Genomic DNA, 15,108 nt, shown 5'->3' with positions numbered 1-15,108 from the left:
CGGGATGCTTCCGATCTTCCTCATCTATCCCGCCGTTACCGTCCTGTTTGTCACGGTGTTCGTCATGTATGGCCTGCGCCGACTCAAACGGCCGAAGAGGGCCGCCGGCGCGGTGATCAGAGTCGCCGTCGACGCCCTGGCCTTCACCGTCTTCGAAAACGACACGGTCCACGGCTCGGCGGGATGGCCTGAGATCCGAAAGGCCGCGCTCATCGTCACGGACAAGGGCCCGTGGAAAGACGCTGCCTTCTACCATCTCGATCTGCACGATGGCGAAAGCCTCACCCTGCCGTCACAGGCGGCGGGCATCGACGCTTTCATCGAAAGACTCCGGGGCTTGCCCGGCTTCGATGCGGCCGCCTTCGAACGCGCGAGGCAGTCCAGGAAAAAGGACACCTTCGCGGTTATCCTGCGTACGAAAGAGACGGTAGCCTAACCCCGCTTCATGCCGATCGCGATCAGCAGCAGGACGAACAGGACCAGCGACACGGCCTGCCACAGCTTTTCGGGATTGGCCTGCCACCAGCGCCCGCGCCTGACCGAGGCCGGCGCGGTCGACAGCATGCCGTTTTCGAGCGCGTAGACCAGTTCGAAGCCGTCCTGAAAACGCTCATCGGCGTCCGGCGCGATCGCCGTCATCAGCACATTGTCGAGCCAGGCCGGCAGGTCGCGCCGCCATTTCCACAGGGGGTGCGGGCGGCCGAAGACCGGTTTGGTGAAGCCGCCGGATTCGCCATAGGGAAACTGGCCGCCGGTGAACATGCGGTAGAGGCTGATGCCGAGCGCGAAGATATCGGAGCGCTCGTCGCCCGGCGCGCCGTCGTACAGTTCGGGCGCCTTGTAGCTGGGCGTGCCCGGCACGTGGTCCATCTGGGTATCGGTATCGAGATAGGTCAGCCGGGCCACGCCGAGGTCGATCAGCTTCAGCCCGCCGTCGGGCTGAAGGATGACGTTTTCCGGCTTGATGTCGCGGTGGATGATGCCGGCGCGGTGCAGCGCCGCCACCGCCTTGGCCAGCTTGGTGGCGATGTCGAGCCCGGCCTCGAGCGTGATCTTGTCCTTGCGCTCCAGGCGCGCTTCCAGCGTCTCGCCCTCGTAGAAGGGCTGGGCGATGTAGAGGCGGGTCTGCCGGCCGGGCGGCAGGGCCAGCACCCCGCCCACCAGGGCGTGCTGGACGCGGCTGGCCACCCAGGCCTCACGCGCGAAGACGTTGCGCGCCGCCGCCTCGCTGCCGATCGTGTCGGGCTTCGGGAATTTCAAAAGGACCGTGCGCGGCTCTTTCTGGTCGCGGGCGCGGAAGACGCGGCTGTAGTCGCCATCGGCCAGACGCTGTTCCAGCTTGAAGCCGTCGATGGTTTCGCCCGTGGCCGGCGGCTCCTCCATCGGCAGGCGGGCGAAGGCCGCGTCGAGGTCGTCGAAGGTCGCCGGCGGCAGTTCCAGCACGTCGATGACCAGGGCCGTGGCGTTGTCGTCGCCGTGCTTTTCGTACGCCATGGCCACCAGCTTGCGCGCGGTTTCCTCAGGCGCGGCGCGCGCTGCCAGCAGGGTTTCGATATCGGCATCGCTCAACGGCCCGTGCACGCCGTCGCTCGACAGCAAAAGCCGGTCGTGCGGCTGGATGTCGTGGACGCGGTAGTCGATGCGCAGCGACTCTTCCATGCCGACGGCGCGGGTGATGAGGTTGGTGGCCTCGGCGCCCTCGGGCTTGTGGTCGCGCGTCAAAAGGCTGAGTGCACCGTCGCGCAGGCGGTAGAGCCGGGTGTCGCCGGCGTGGAAGCTGTGCAGGCGGTGGCCCTTGAGCACGATGCCCGTGAACACCGCCGCCATGCCCTTCAGCTTCTCGTCCTTCTGGCCCTGCTGGTGGATCCAGTGGTTGATGCTTTCCAGCGCGCGCGCCGCCGTCTTGCGCGGCGGCAGGGCGTCGCTCTGGCTGACATAGTCGTCGATGAAGTTGCGCACGCTCAGCTCGGCGGCGACGCGCCCGCCCTTCTGGCCGCCGACGCCGTCGGCCACCGCCGCCACCAGACCGTGGTGGCGGGGCGGGCCTTCGAGATAGGCCGCGCCGAAATCCTGGTTGTCGGGTCGCGGGCCCGTTTCGCTGGCAAAGCCCGTGGCGACCTTGAGCTTCTTGTCGGGCGCGGCCATCGCTTAAAAAAACGTCGCGACGGTTTCGGTGTGGACGATGTCCGGCGCGGATACGAAGAACGGCCCGGCAAGGGCCCGCCACTGCTGGAAGTTGTCGGAGCCCCGGAAGGTGACCTCGTGCGCCTCGACCGTCTCCCACAGCACGCGCAGATGATAGAGGCCGGGCGTTTCGATCACCTTGTCCAGCGCCATGCCGTGGCAGCCCGGCGAGGTCTGGAAGTACGGCTTCGCGGACGCGACGGCGGCCTCAAACGCTTCGGCCTTCAAAGGATCGATGCGGAGGGTGGCGATTTCGGTGATCATCGGGGTCTCTCATATTGCGGTGCGAATGCGCACGCGGTATCTGCCATCTATTCAATCAAAAGCGAGGGACGCAACATGAAAAAGGTCAGATGGGGCGTGTTGTCGACCGCGAAGATCGGTGTGGCAAAGGTCATCCCCGGCATGCGCAAGAGCCACTATATCGACGTGGCCGCCATCGCTTCGCGCGATCTGGCCTCGGCCGAAGCCGCCGCGTCCTCGATCGGCATCGAAAAGGCCTATGGCAGTTACGAAGACCTGCTCGACGATCCCGATATCGACGCCATCTACAATCCCCTGCCCAACCACCTGCATGTGCCGCTGACGCTGAAGGCAGCCGAGGCCGGCAAGCATGTCCTGTGCGAAAAGCCGATGGCGCTGAATGCCGCCGAGCTCGACCAGTTGCGTGCTGTTGAAGGCAAGGTTCTGATCATGGAGGGCTTCATGGTGCGCCATTCGCTGCAATGGAACGCGGCGCGCGAACAGGTGCGTAACGGTGCGCTCGGCTCGGCCCCGCGCATGATCCAGTCCTTCTTCAGCTACAACAACCAGGATCCCGCCAATATCCGCAACAAGGTCGAATGGGGCGGCGGCGGGCTGATGGATATCGGCTGCTATCCCATCGTGGCCGGCCGCTTCTTCTTCGAAGCCGAACCGCTGCGCGTCATGGCGCTGGTATCACGCCACGCCGAGTTCGGCACCGATACCGTCACGGGCGGCCTGCTCGATTTCGGGCAGGGACGCCAGCTGACCTTCGGAGTGTCCACCGAACTGGCGCGCGCCCAGCAGCTGACCGTGTGGGGGGCTGACAGCCGCCTGACCATTCCCGTGCCGTACAACGCTCAGCCCGATGTGCCGAACATCTTCGCCATCGACAGCGGCGAGGCGCTCGACGGCGCGTCGGCAAAGGTCTTTGAAATGGACGTGTCCGACCAGTATACGCGCATGAGCGAGGATTTCTCGCGCGCCGTGCTCGGCGAAATCGCACTGCCCTACGGCGTCGACGACGCCCGGCAGAACATGCGCATCATCGACGCCCTTTTCCGCTCCGAAACCTCGGGACGGTGGGAAGACGTCGGCTGACAGCCGGTCGCCCCGACACAAAGCGGACACAATTCCGTCATTACGGTTTGAACCTACCGGTGCCCGTCTCGGCGCCGGCGCGCGTACGCATGCCGTCATGTCTTTCATTTTGCTGATGAATATAATGCCGGGCATGTCGCAGCACATTGCCGCCGGCCGTCACATTTCTGATTAACGCTTTACAGGCCTTTCCGGCAACCGAACTGACTTTTTATGGCCCTTCCGGCGATGGTGCAGCGCAAGGGGCGAGCTTCCGCTTCGCCCTTGAACGTCATCATTCTACCGCCCGAGCGCAGACGGAGTCGATTGTTTCCTCCGATCCTCGCTGCCGGGCCCAGAACAGTAAGCAGAGGTCGATATGTTGGAAGCCACTACCTTCACGGCGCAAGGCGAAGATTTCACAGCCGCGGACATAGCGGGGATCGGCGCCACCGCCGTGGAGGCCGGTCTTCACCATACGGCCATCATCGGCAATTTCCCGCCGCGCCAGTGCGGCCTGGCGACCTTCACCCGCGACATGTACACCTGCCTGAAGAGCGCGCTGCCCGACGCCGAGTGGAACGTCATCGCCATGAACGATCCGGGCAACAGCTACGACTATCCGCCCGAGGTCACGGACCAGCTGCCGCAGAACGACGTTGCCGCCTATATCCGCATGGCCGACACGCTCAACAGCAATGGCACGCAGGTCCTGTTCGTTCAGCACGAGTTCGGCATCTATGGCGGTCCGTCGGGCGCCTACCTGCTCGACATGCTCGACCGCCTGACCATGCCGGTCGTGACAACCCTTCACACGGTTCTCGAAAAGCCCAATGACGAGCAGCGCCGCGTGATGGAAGGCCTGATCCGCGTGTCGGCCACCCTGGTGACCATGGCACGCAAGGGCGCTGAAATACTCAAGCGCGTCTATAATGTCCCGGACTCCAAGATCGCCATCGTGCCGCACGGTGCGCCGTCGCGCCCCCTGCGCGCCACCGACGCCTTCAAGGCGAAGCTCGACCTGGCCGGCAAGAAGACCCTGACCACCTTCGGTCTTCTGTCGCCCAACAAGGGCATCGAGACCGTCATCGCCGCCATGCCGGAAATCCTCAGCGCCAACCCGGACGCCGTCTATCTGGTGATCGGCGCGACCCACCCGCACCTCCTGCGCAACGAAGGCGAAAAGTACCGCGACAGCCTGAAAGCCATGGCGCGCGAACTGGGCGTCGAGGACAGCATCCGGTTCATCAACAGCTTCGTCAACGACGACGACCTGATCGAGATCCTGCAGGCCAGCGACGTCTATGTCACGCCCTACCTGACGGAAACCCAGATAACGTCCGGGACCCTCGCCTATGCGCTGGCCTTGGGCCGTCCGGTCGTGTCCACGCCCTATTGGCACGCGGCGGAAGCCCTGGCCGGCGGCGTCGGCATCCTGTGCGACTTCCACGATACGCCCGCCTTTGCGCGCGCCATTTCCGGCCTGCTGGCCTCCGATGAACGCCGCGAGGCCATGACGCGCCGGGCCTATATGTACGGCCGGTCGTCGCGCTGGTCGGCTGTCGCCGAGGCCTACATCACCCGGGCCGAAGACAATGTCAGGCGCCAGAGCGCCGTCGAAGCGGAAAAAACCATGCCCCTGCGTTCCTTCACCACCCTGCGGCCCGCGGTCGACGCCATCCTGCGCATGAGCGACGACGCCGGCCTGTACCAGCACGGCAAGTATCGCCTGCCGGACCGTGCCCATGGCTATTGCACGGACGACAACTGCCGCGCCCTGCAACTGCTGGCGCGCCAATCGGGCCTGGGCCGGCTGCCACAGGACTTGCAGAAGCTGACCTATGTCTATGCCGGCTTCATCAACCACGCCTGGACGGGCGACGGCTTCCGCAACTTCATGAGCTTCGAGCGCAAATGGCTCGACGACGGCGGCTCCGACGACTGCTGCGCCCGTACGCTGGAAGCCCTGATCGAAACCGCGCGGTCCGACCTGCCCGCCGACATCCGGACCTGGGCCGCCGACCTGGCGCAGCGCGCCATCGTGGCCAGCGCCCACTGGACGTCGCTGCGCAGCGTCGCCATCGTGGTCAAGGCGCTGACCCGCGCCTTCGGCGTCGTCGGCAATCCGCAGGATATCCAGGCGGCCATCCGCCATCACGGCCGTATCCTGCACGACCATTACAAGCGCTACGCCCGTCCGGACCATCCGTGGCTGGAACCGGCGCTTGCCTACGACAATGCCCGCCTGGCCGAAGGCCTGATCCTGGCGGGGTCCTTCCTGTCCGACGCCGACATGCTGAAGGATGGCCTCAATGCCCTCCAATGGCTGATGAAACAACAGACCGTCCCGGTAAAGGGCTGTTTCCTGCCGGTGCCGACTTCGCGCTTCAAGGAGGACGGCCAGGTCCACCCCCTTTACGACCAGCAGCCGATCGAGGCCGTGGCCAGCATCGAGGCCTGCCTGACGGCGGCGCGCATCACGCACGAACCCGACTGGCAGGACGAAGCCCTGCGCGCCTTCGCCTGGTTCGAAGGCGACAACAGCCAGGGCATTCCGCTGGTCACCCCGGACGGCGGCTGCTTCGACGGCCTGACGCCGCACGGCTGCAACCAGAACCAGGGCGCCGAGTCGATCCTGGCCTGGCACCTCGGCTGGACGGCGCTCAAACTCGACCTCAAGGCCGAGATTCCGGCCGTCACGCACGCCGCAGTGCAAGATAAACGTCGCGCCGACGCATGATCGCCCTTTCACCGTCCGCCCGGACGCGATATCCTGACATGGCTTGGGAGCGGGGCGGTGTCTGTCTTGAGCGCATCCCGAAACGTGTGACGCACGTTTCGGATTAAGATGCGCGGCAAAAACGGGAGACCTGAATGGACGGCAGTGCCAATACGCCCAGGGGCGCGAAGCCCCTGACTGACATGATGCAGAGCCCGATCACACTGCGCGCCAATCCCGAGCGCGTCGTGATCCTGCCCTTTCAAATTTCCCTGGCATCTTCGGACTCGGCCATGGGCGCGTTTTCGCGCGTCGGCCGTATCTGCGAGGCCATCAAGGCGCTTTCGGGAGACCAGGTGCGCACCGTGCTGGAAGAGGTCAACCGCGACTTCACCGGCCGCCACTGGCAGACGCGCGGCATCTTCCTCGAACGCTACAAACAGGTCCAGGCCATGCACGGCGGGCTGGACGCGCTCGACGAAGACCACAAGGCGCTGATCGGGGCCTATTTCAGCCACGAATACAGCTACCAGGCCGCCGCCGTCATGAATCCGTCCGTCGTCGTCCACCCGGACCAGACCGGCGCGGGCAACGGCGCGGTCAACTTCATCCTGTCGACGCGCACCGTCGGCGAAGGCCATATCTCTACGATTTCGTTCCGGGAAGGCACCTTCTTCGCCGACGGGTCGATCGAGATAAAGCCCGAGACCGACTTCGCCGTCGCCGCCCGCCCGCGCGACACGGTGCCGAACGAAGGCGCCGTCACCGTCCACAGCCACCAGGCCTGCCCAGTATCGGAGACCGTGCTGTTTCCCGTCACCAAGCAGCAGGCCAACGGTCTCGAAGACCTGCGTATGCTCCGCTTCACCGAGGAAAACGGCAGCCAGATCTATCTCGGCAGCTACACGGCCTATAATGGCCGCGAAACGGCCTGCGAGTGCTTCGAAACCAGCGACTTCCGCTCGTTCCGGCTGACGCCGTTCCGCGGCGCCGCCTCCCAGCACAAGGGGCTGGCCCTGTTCCCGCGCCGGGTCAACGGCCGCTATGCCGCCATCGGCCGGCTGGACCACGAAAGTCTGTTCTATCTCGAAAGCGACGACCGGCTGATCTGGAACAATGGCGAGCGCATCCTGGGCCCCGAACAGCCCTGGGAACTGGTGCAGATGGGCAATTGCGGCTCGCCGATCGAGCTCGACGAAGGCTGGCTGGTCCTGACCCACGGGGTCGGCGCGGTCCGCCGCTATTCCCTGGGCGCCGCCCTGCTCGACAAGAAGGACCCGACCAGGGTCATCGCCCGCTCGGTCGACCCGCTGCTGTCGCCGTCTGAGGACAATCGCGAAGGCTACGTGCCGAACGTCATCTATACCTGCGGCGCCCTGCGCGTCGGCGACTGGCTGTTCATGCCCTATGGCGTAGCCGATTCCAGCATCCATTTCGCCTCGCTGAAAATCAGCGACCTGCTGGCGCACTTAGGGCTGTAGAGATCCGGGGCTCCAGAAAAGAGCCCTCCCCCAATCATCAGAATACGGACGAAAGGCTGCGCACCTCCGTGTCGGGATGCACGCGTTTCGGCAATATCGTGACCTTGCCGTCGCCGCACGGCAGGGCTTCCGCTGCCGCATGGGTGTCTTCGAGGCGGCGGAACTCAAGGCCGCGCTGCGTGAACAGGCGGCAGAGCGCGCCGGCGGCCAGGCAGATGTCCTGGACGGCATCGCTTCCGGCCAGCCAGCGGGCGTGCGCCGCCGCCCGGTCGCGATCGCCGGCTTGCAAGGCTTCGAATAGCGCCAGGAAACTCTTTTCGTCCTGGGTCAGTTCGATGTGGCCGGGCCGGCCGATGCGAATGACCCGCTTGCCCTGTCCCATTGCCTTGAGAAAGATAGTGAGCCCGCATTGGCCGGCTTCGCTCAGCGGGCCGAACGCCCGGTCCATTTCCCGCACCAGCGTCCGGCATTGCGTGCAACAGGTCAGGGATGTCCGGATCGACCAGACGAGGAAATGGTCGCTGTAGCGCAGCTGGCGCAGATCGGAAGGGGCCATGATCGACTCTCGTAACTCATGCAAATGAGAATTGATCGCAAAATATACCCATACGCCGCGTCGTCAATACGTTTTTGCGAATGAATCGCATATGTGATCGGGTGCATCAAGGTTCATCCGCGAAATCCGGCACCCGATTTATGGAAAGGGCCGGAATTCGATATGCGTCCGCCCCAACGTAAAAGGCCTCCCGGCGAAACCGGGAGGCCAAAGGAATGCGGGGGAAACCCCGCGACGGCCAAGGCGCGAACCTTCGCCGAATAACGAGGGCTTACTTTTCGGAGCCGACCTTGGTGACCTTCGGCATCTTGCCGTTGCCAACCCGGCCTTCGTTGCGAAGACGACGGCCCTTTTCGGCCATCTTGTCATTGTGCATGGCCTCGCCCAGTTCTTCTTCGGTGGCGCCGGCGGTTTCCTTGATGCTCGACTTGATCGACATGTGATGTCTCCTTCTGTGATTGGCTGAGCAGCCTCGGCTGCGTCTCAGCAACCCTAGCCGAGGCCTCGTAAAATTGACGCACCGGAGCGGAAGAGGCGGCATAAGAATGAGGTAAACCGGGAGCTTTTCCGCGATGCAACCCAAGCTTTTACGCACTCTTTATTTTCAGATCGCGGTCCGCACATGGCGCTTTGAGGTGGCCACCTGTAGCCTTTGATCATCGCGTTCACGGCAGCCGGTTTGGGGCTCTTCATCGCCCCCCCTAGCCTAAGACTCCAGACGACCTCCGTGAACGCGACCCCCCTTTTTCTCCCTGACAATTTGACGCGTTTTCGTTCCAAGGAGACCGACGCAATGATTTCGACCGCCACCAAAGTCGCCGCCAATGTCACCAAGGCCTCGGCTGAAAACGACCTGAAGTCTGCCGCCGACGATCTGGTCGCTGACGGCCGCGCGGCGATCGACAATGTCTCGGACTATGCCAACGAGGCCGGCCAGAAGTTCCGCAGCTTCGTCGACCGTACGCTGGAATCGACAAACAAGGTCTCGTCCGGCATCCAGGACGAAGTCCGGCTGAACCCCGTCCGATCGAGCCTGATCGCGCTCGGCGCGGGCTTCATCCTCGGCGCCCTGCTGACGCGCCGCTAAAACCGGCAAGGCGCCTTGCAACCTTGTGCCTGGTCGCGCAATGTTTCCGAAAAGTGGTGGCCACTTTATCGGATTGCGCTCCGGGGCGCCTTTTTCATGGACAGGCCCGACACGCCGTGATGCACGCGCTTACCCGGTTTCTCGAACTCTTCATCACCAACCGCAAGCTCAGCTCGGCCAGGCCGCATGTGCTCAACGCCCTTGCGGGACTGGCCCTGGTGATCTGCCTAGGCGTCTTCGCCACGGTACTGGCGGCACTGATGGTGTGCGCGCTCCTCTGGCTCGGCTATGCGCAGATGCTTAATGCCGGCGCCGCCATTGCCACGGCCGGCGCGGTCATCGCCGTCGCCGCGCTGGTCCTGGTCGTCGTGGCCGTCGTCATCGCGTTGCGCATCTGGAAAACGGTTCGCGACGAGGTTCTGGAAGTCTTCCGCACCCAGACTCCGCTGGCGCCGGTGACGGATACGGCCGGTGCATTCCTCGACGGCATTCTGGCCGTCGGCAGGCGCGCCAAGGCCAAGGCCGCTCCCAAGTAAAGGCCGCGTTTTCCGTTTTCTCTTGGCAAACTCAACCCATAAGAACCTGTGTTCCTTATGGGTTTTTTATTTTTAAGCCGGCGCCCCTTATTGCCGTTTGTGATCACGCGACCTACCGTCAAATCGGGAACGTTCGCATGGACGCCGGCCGCCACCACTCGAGAGACTGTTATTCGGTGGCCCAAAGGGATATAAAACAGCGAAGCCTTGCGTCAGAACGACAGCGGGCATTGGGAAAGCTGACCGGACACCATGTGGTTACCCTGGGGCATAAACGTCAAACACCTCTACCTGGCGTTCTTCAGCATCGTGTCCATCGCCCTGTGTTCCTTCACCATGATCATCTACAACCAGTATCGCACGGTCGAGGAACTGAACGCCTATACCATCCGGCAATATGAAGCGATCCGCCAGACACGGCTGATCCTGCTCGACCTGGTCGACATGGAAACCGGCGTGCGCGGCTATGTGATCTCGGCCGACCCGAAATTCCTCGAAACCTACGCCAAGGTCAGCGGCCAGGTGCGCGCCGAGCTGTTCGGCCTGCGCAACGCCACCTACAATGACGGCGCCTTCTTCGCCGAGACCAATGTCTGGCTGGATCGCATCGAGGACCTGCAGAAGCTGCTCAACACCCAGGTCACCGCCGTCCAGGCGCACGGCCGCGGCGCGGTCGCCGTCGCCGACCTGGAAGTGCAGCGCCAGCGCATGGATACGCTGCGCGAGCTGATGGACAAGAGCGTCAAGGCGCGCCTGGTCGACCTGGAAAAGCATATCAAGGACGTCGACTCGCAAAAGGCCAACTTCATCTACATCCTGATCATCGGCTCGATCCTGGGGATCGGCATCGTGCTGGCCGGTACGGTGACCATCATCAAGCTGGAATCCGAGAACGAGACGATCGAGGACGAGAACCGCAAGGCCGAAGCCCGCTTCCGCATGGTGATGAACGGCATCAATGACGGACTCTACGAGCTCAACTTCATCACCGAGACCTTCTTCGCCTCGAAGGAATTCAAGGCGATGCTGGGCTATGACGACCATGAGCTGGACCTGACGCCCGACGGCGTCATCGCCATGATCCACCCGGACGATGTCGCGCAGATGCTGGAAATCCGGCGCCAGTACATCATGCGCCAGACCCCGCTGTACAACAACATCTTCCGCATGCGCCACCGCGACGGCACCTGGCGCTGGGTCATGTCGCGCGGCGTCGGCGTCTGGGACAAGTTCGGCCAGATCCGCACCCTGATCGGCACGCACACCGACATCACCGAACAGAAGCAGCGCGAGGAAGAGTTCAAGCAGCTCCATGCCGACATGGAAGCCTTTACCTACATCACCTCGCACGACATGCGCTCGCCCCTGGTCAACCTCAAGGGTTTCAGCCACGAGCTGTCGCTGGCCGTCGACGAGCTGCAGCAGATTCTCGAGCCGGCCAGGGGCAAGCTGGGCGACAAGACCTGGGAACGGCTGAATACCGTCCTCAAGCTCGACATTCCCGAGGCGCTGGGCTTCATCGGCAACGCCGTCGACCGCATGGATACGCTGACCACCGCAATCCTCGACCTGTCGCGCATCGGCAAGTACGTCTACCGCGAGGAGGTCGTCAGTTCGCGCGCCATTCTCGACAAGTGCCTGGGCGCGCAAAGCTACGAGATCGCGGCCAAGGAGGTCGAGGTTGTCATCGGCACCATGCCCGACCTGATAACCGACCCGCTGGCGCTGGAGCAGATCTTCTCCAACCTGCTCGACAACGCGGTCAAATACCTCCAGCCCAACCGCCCCGGCCATATCGAGATTTCGGCCCAGGAAACGGCGCGCGACTATGTCTTCTCGATTCGCGACAACGGCCGCGGCATCGAGCCCGAGGACAGCCAGAAGGTTTTCCATATCTTCCGCCGCGCCCGCAACACCGGCGACGTGCGCGGACTGGGCCTCGGCATGGCCTTCGTCAAGGCGACGCTGCGCAAGATGTCGGGCGCCATCTGGTTCGAATCGAATGTCGGCGTCGGCACCACCTTCCACTTCAGCCTGCCCAAGAAGATTTCGCCCGCGGCCAGCAACGACACGGCCGAAACCCGTGCACTGGCCAGCTGAGGAAGGCCGTCAGGACTCATCATGATCAGCCAGCTAGAAGAACCCTTCTCCATCGTGCTTGTCGAAGACGACGCGGGCCATGCCAGCCTGATCAAGCGCAACCTGAAGCGCGTTGGCGTGCAGAACCCGATCGAGCATCTCGAATCGGGCGCAAGCGCCATGGAGTACTTCTTCGGTCCCGACCAGCCTGACCGCCCCTATGACAAGATGCTGGCCGTGCTCGACCTCAACCTGCCGGATATCGACGGCTTCGAAATCCTGCGCCATATCAAGGCCAACGAGGCGACCCGGCGCATGCCGGTCGTGATTTTGACCACCACCGATACGCCGCGCGATATCGACCGTTGCTATGCTCTGGGGTGCAACGTATTCATGACCAAGCCCGTGGGCTACGATGAATTTTCCGAGGCCATCCGCAAGCTCGGCTTGATGATGACCGTTGTGCGCGTCCCCCATATTCATGACTGATACCGTGATGCCGCTTGATGCCGACCCTGACCCCAATGTTCAGCCGCAATCGGGCATGCAGACCATCCTCTACATCGAGGATGACGCCGCCCTGGCGCGTCTGCTGCAAAAGCGCATGGACCGGGCGGGGCTGAAGGTCGATACGGCCGAAACCGCGGAACAGGCGCTTGAAATCATGACCGGCGGCCGGCAGTACGACCTGCTGCTGGTCGACTACAACCTGCCGGGCATGAGCGGGCTGGAATTCCTGGAGAAGCTTAACGCCATCCCCGATTCCCCGCCGGCCGTCATCCTGACCGTGGGCGGCGACGAACGCATCGCCCTCGAAGCCCTCCAGCGCGGCGCCGCCGACTACGCCGTCAAGGACGTCAACCAGACCTATCTCGACCTCCTGCCCGCCATCATGCAGGCCGCCTACACCAAGGAAATGCTCCTGCGCGAAAACGCCCGCCAGCGCGAAGAGCTGATGCAGGCCAAGGAACGCGCCGAACAGGCCAGCGAGGCCAAGAGCCGCTTCCTGGCCACCATGAGCCACGAAATCCGCACGCCGATGAACGTGGTCACGGGTCTTGCGACCGTGCTGGCGAAATCCCAGCTCAACGACGACCAGAAGAAGATCGTCGAGACCCTGCGCACCAATGCCGACCTGCTGCTCAAGCTGATCAACGACCTGCTCGACATCAGCCGCATCGAGGACGACCGCGTGGCGCTGGAAAGCATCCGCTATCAGCCGGCCGAGATCCTCAAGGACATCCACCTGATGTTCGAGCCCGACGCCAGCCGGAAAAACCTGCGCCTCGAACTGGCGGACCGGACGAACGGCGACGTGCTGATGGGCGACCGCACGCGGCTGCAACAGGTCCTGATGAACCTGGTCAGCAACGCTCTGAAATTCACGGATCAAGGCCAGATCGTCATCGCCGCCGAAACGAAGCCCGACGGCGACGGCCATGTCATCCTGGACCTCAGCGTGCGCGACACCGGCATCGGTATTCCGGCCGAGAAGCTGCCGCTGATCTTCGACAAGTTCACGCAGGCTGACGAGACCATCACCCGGCGCTTCGGCGGTTCGGGCCTGGGCCTGTCGATCGCACGGTCGCTGGTCGAGCTGATGGGCGGCACAATCCGCGTCGAAAGCCGCCACGGCGAAGGCTCCGGCTTCTTCGTCTCGCTGCGCCAGGAGCGCGCCGGCGAACTCGAAATCGCCGATACGGCGCCCGCGGCCCGCGCACTGCCAGCTTCGCTGTCGTCGCTGCTGACGCCGCGCAATACCCATAAGCCGGTGCTCGGTGAAAGTGGCCGTCCCCTGGTGCTGATCGTCGAGGACTACGCCCCCAACGTCATGGTGCTGAGCCTGATGCTGGAAGAACTCGGCTACGACACCGTATCGGCCGCCTCGGGCACTGACGCGATCGACATCATCAAGGCGACGGCCGGGCCGCACTACGCCATCCTGATGGACGTACAGATGCAGGGCATGGACGGGCTGGAGACGACGCGCTGGATCCGCGACCTGGAAGCGGCCAAGGAAGCCACCGGCCGCGGCTACCGCAACACCATCATCGGCGTCACGGCGCACGCCCTGGCAGGCGACCGCGAACGCTGCCTGCAGGCCGGCATGGACGACTATATCTCAAAGCCCGTCCTGCCGGACATCCTGGCGCTTAAATTGGGCCAGTTGCGGTAAGAGACCGTCCAATTTATATACCCTCTTACCGGCTCCTTACGGGCGCTTTCCCGCTTAGACACTGAGCCTTTGCAGGCTTTTCCCTATCGTCGGACGATACAGAACCGACAGGGGATTTGACCATGTCCAGCCTTTATTCCGGCCCTAACGATCCGCCCGATCCGGATGTCAACGAACCAGAGATTCCGGCCAACGACCCCGTGAGCCCGCCCGAAGGCCTGCCGCCCGAGGTCCTGCCCGAAATTCCGCCGGTCGACCGGCCGGAAATCTGATCCCGTTTTTCCCGGAGCCTTCGATGCCCACCCCTTATCCCGTTCCCGACCGCAAGCCCGACTATGCCCACCAGGTGCGCTACGACGGCGACGTCTATGACGACGACCTGCCGCCCGAACTGTTCGACCCGCAGGAGGACGTCGAAGAGCTGGCCCTCTTCAAGTCGATCGCCGAGCACATCGACGAATAAGGGCCCGCCCGCATGAACGCTCTCGGACGCCTTCTGTTCATCGCCATCGTCCTGCTGCTGATCATCTTCGCCGCCGCGTGGCTGCTGAACCGGCACGACCATCGCACCCCCGAGGAAAAGCTGGGCGCGGCCGTCGATTCCGGTGCCGCGACCGTGGCCAGCGCGACCAGCGGCCTGGCCGACAATTCCGCTGTATCCAACGCCGGTTCGGCCCTGTCCAAGGCAGGCGCGGAAACCAGTTCCGCTGTCTCAAAGGCAGGCAGCGCGGCGTCTTCGGCCATTTCCGAAGCGTCGTCCGACGTCAAAGCCGCTGCCGACCGCCAGAAGCAGCAGGACCGCCAGCACGCCCGGTCGGCCAGTGCCTCGACCTACTGAACCCGGAAGCCGGCACCCTGGCCGGCTTCCTTTTTTTCGTAACCTTTTCGATATCACGGTTCATTGCCTGTGGCAGACATTATTGTTATGAACCCAAGCATGACCCCCGATGATTTGTCATCGCTTTCG

Annotated in this window: 16 protein-coding genes; 12 read left to right on the top strand and 4 right to left on the bottom strand. The window is 63.7% G+C overall.

Features of this window, described 5'->3' with window-relative positions:
* The first annotated feature begins 4 nt into the window (after positions 1-4).
* Positions 5-436, top strand: coding sequence for a hypothetical protein (locus tag AB8717_RS01735; protein ID WP_443749308.1), 432 nt, complete (start codon positions 5-7; stop codon positions 434-436).
* Here the strand turns inward: AB8717_RS01735 and AB8717_RS01730 are convergent.
* Both AB8717_RS01730 and AB8717_RS01725 read right to left on the bottom strand, forming a co-directional pair.
* The gene (locus tag AB8717_RS01730) at positions 433-2,145 is read right to left on the bottom strand and encodes a bifunctional protein-serine/threonine kinase/phosphatase (RefSeq protein ID WP_443749307.1); all 1,713 of its coding nucleotides are present in this window, start codon (positions 2,143-2,145) and stop codon (positions 433-435) included. The two genes, AB8717_RS01735 and AB8717_RS01730, sit on opposite strands and share 4 nt — an antisense overlap.
* A gap of 3 nt (positions 2,146-2,148) precedes the next feature.
* A complete protein-coding gene (locus tag AB8717_RS01725) occupies positions 2,149-2,448 on the bottom strand; it encodes an antibiotic biosynthesis monooxygenase family protein (protein WP_443749306.1) in 300 nt (99 codons plus the stop codon).
* 75 nt (positions 2,449-2,523) lie between these two features.
* Here AB8717_RS01725 and AB8717_RS01720 point away from each other — a divergent pair, with 75 nt between their 5' ends.
* The 3 genes from AB8717_RS01720 to AB8717_RS01710 all read left to right on the top strand — a co-directional run bounded on the left by AB8717_RS01720 (position 2,524) and on the right by AB8717_RS01710 (position 7,707).
* Positions 2,524-3,528, top strand: a complete 1,005-nt coding sequence (locus tag AB8717_RS01720) for a Gfo/Idh/MocA family protein (RefSeq protein WP_443749305.1) — start codon at positions 2,524-2,526, stop codon at positions 3,526-3,528.
* A gap of 358 nt (positions 3,529-3,886) precedes the next feature.
* A complete protein-coding gene (locus AB8717_RS01715) occupies positions 3,887-6,247 on the top strand; it encodes a glycosyltransferase (protein ID WP_443749304.1) in 2,361 nt (786 codons plus the stop codon).
* Positions 6,248-6,381: 134 nt separating this feature from the next.
* A complete protein-coding gene (locus AB8717_RS01710; RefSeq protein ID WP_443749303.1) occupies positions 6,382-7,707 on the top strand; it encodes a glycoside hydrolase family 130 protein in 1,326 nt (441 codons plus the stop codon).
* A 37-nt stretch (positions 7,708-7,744) separates the two neighbouring features.
* Here the strand turns inward: AB8717_RS01710 and AB8717_RS01705 are convergent, their stop codons facing one another.
* A complete protein-coding gene (locus AB8717_RS01705; RefSeq protein ID WP_443749302.1) occupies positions 7,745-8,263 on the bottom strand; it encodes a hypothetical protein in 519 nt (172 codons plus the stop codon).
* A 271-nt stretch (positions 8,264-8,534) separates the two neighbouring features.
* Positions 8,535-8,702, bottom strand: coding sequence for a hypothetical protein (locus tag AB8717_RS01700; protein WP_443749301.1), 168 nt, complete (start codon positions 8,700-8,702; stop codon positions 8,535-8,537).
* Positions 8,703-9,056: 354 nt separating this feature from the next.
* Between AB8717_RS01700 and AB8717_RS01695 the strand changes: the two genes are divergently transcribed.
* The 8 genes from AB8717_RS01695 to AB8717_RS01660 all read left to right on the top strand — a co-directional run bounded on the left by AB8717_RS01695 (position 9,057) and on the right by AB8717_RS01660 (position 14,979).
* Entirely contained in the window at positions 9,057-9,350 is a 294-nt protein-coding gene (locus tag AB8717_RS01695) for a DUF883 family protein (protein WP_443749300.1), read from the top strand.
* Positions 9,351-9,469: 119 nt separating this feature from the next.
* A complete protein-coding gene (locus AB8717_RS01690) occupies positions 9,470-9,886 on the top strand; it encodes a hypothetical protein (protein WP_443749299.1) in 417 nt (138 codons plus the stop codon).
* A 252-nt stretch (positions 9,887-10,138) separates the two neighbouring features.
* The gene (locus AB8717_RS01685) at positions 10,139-11,986 is read left to right on the top strand and encodes a sensor histidine kinase (protein ID WP_443749298.1); all 1,848 of its coding nucleotides are present in this window, start codon (positions 10,139-10,141) and stop codon (positions 11,984-11,986) included.
* A 21-nt stretch (positions 11,987-12,007) separates the two neighbouring features.
* Positions 12,008-12,454: a response regulator gene (locus AB8717_RS01680; RefSeq protein WP_443749297.1), complete on the top strand. Its 447-nt coding sequence runs from the start codon at positions 12,008-12,010 to the stop codon at positions 12,452-12,454.
* Positions 12,447-14,141, top strand: a complete 1,695-nt coding sequence (locus AB8717_RS01675; RefSeq protein ID WP_443749296.1) for a response regulator — start codon at positions 12,447-12,449, stop codon at positions 14,139-14,141. The genes AB8717_RS01680 and AB8717_RS01675 overlap by 8 nt, the downstream gene beginning before the upstream one ends.
* 122 nt (positions 14,142-14,263) lie before the next feature.
* Entirely contained in the window at positions 14,264-14,413 is a 150-nt protein-coding gene (locus tag AB8717_RS01670; RefSeq protein ID WP_443749295.1) for a hypothetical protein, read from the top strand.
* A 23-nt stretch (positions 14,414-14,436) separates the two neighbouring features.
* The gene (locus tag AB8717_RS01665; RefSeq protein ID WP_443749294.1) at positions 14,437-14,604 is read left to right on the top strand and encodes a hypothetical protein; all 168 of its coding nucleotides are present in this window, start codon (positions 14,437-14,439) and stop codon (positions 14,602-14,604) included.
* 12 nt (positions 14,605-14,616) lie between these two features.
* Entirely contained in the window at positions 14,617-14,979 is a 363-nt protein-coding gene (locus tag AB8717_RS01660; protein WP_443749293.1) for a hypothetical protein, read from the top strand.
* Positions 14,980-15,108: the final 129 nt, after the last annotated feature.

It is taken from the genome of Asticcacaulis solisilvae (assembly GCF_052327315.1).
GTDB classification, from domain to species: domain Bacteria; phylum Pseudomonadota; class Alphaproteobacteria; order Caulobacterales; family Caulobacteraceae; genus Asticcacaulis; species Asticcacaulis solisilvae_B.
The sequence above is the reverse complement of the archived record's forward strand: the minus strand, read 5'-3'. Positions and strand labels throughout refer to the sequence as shown.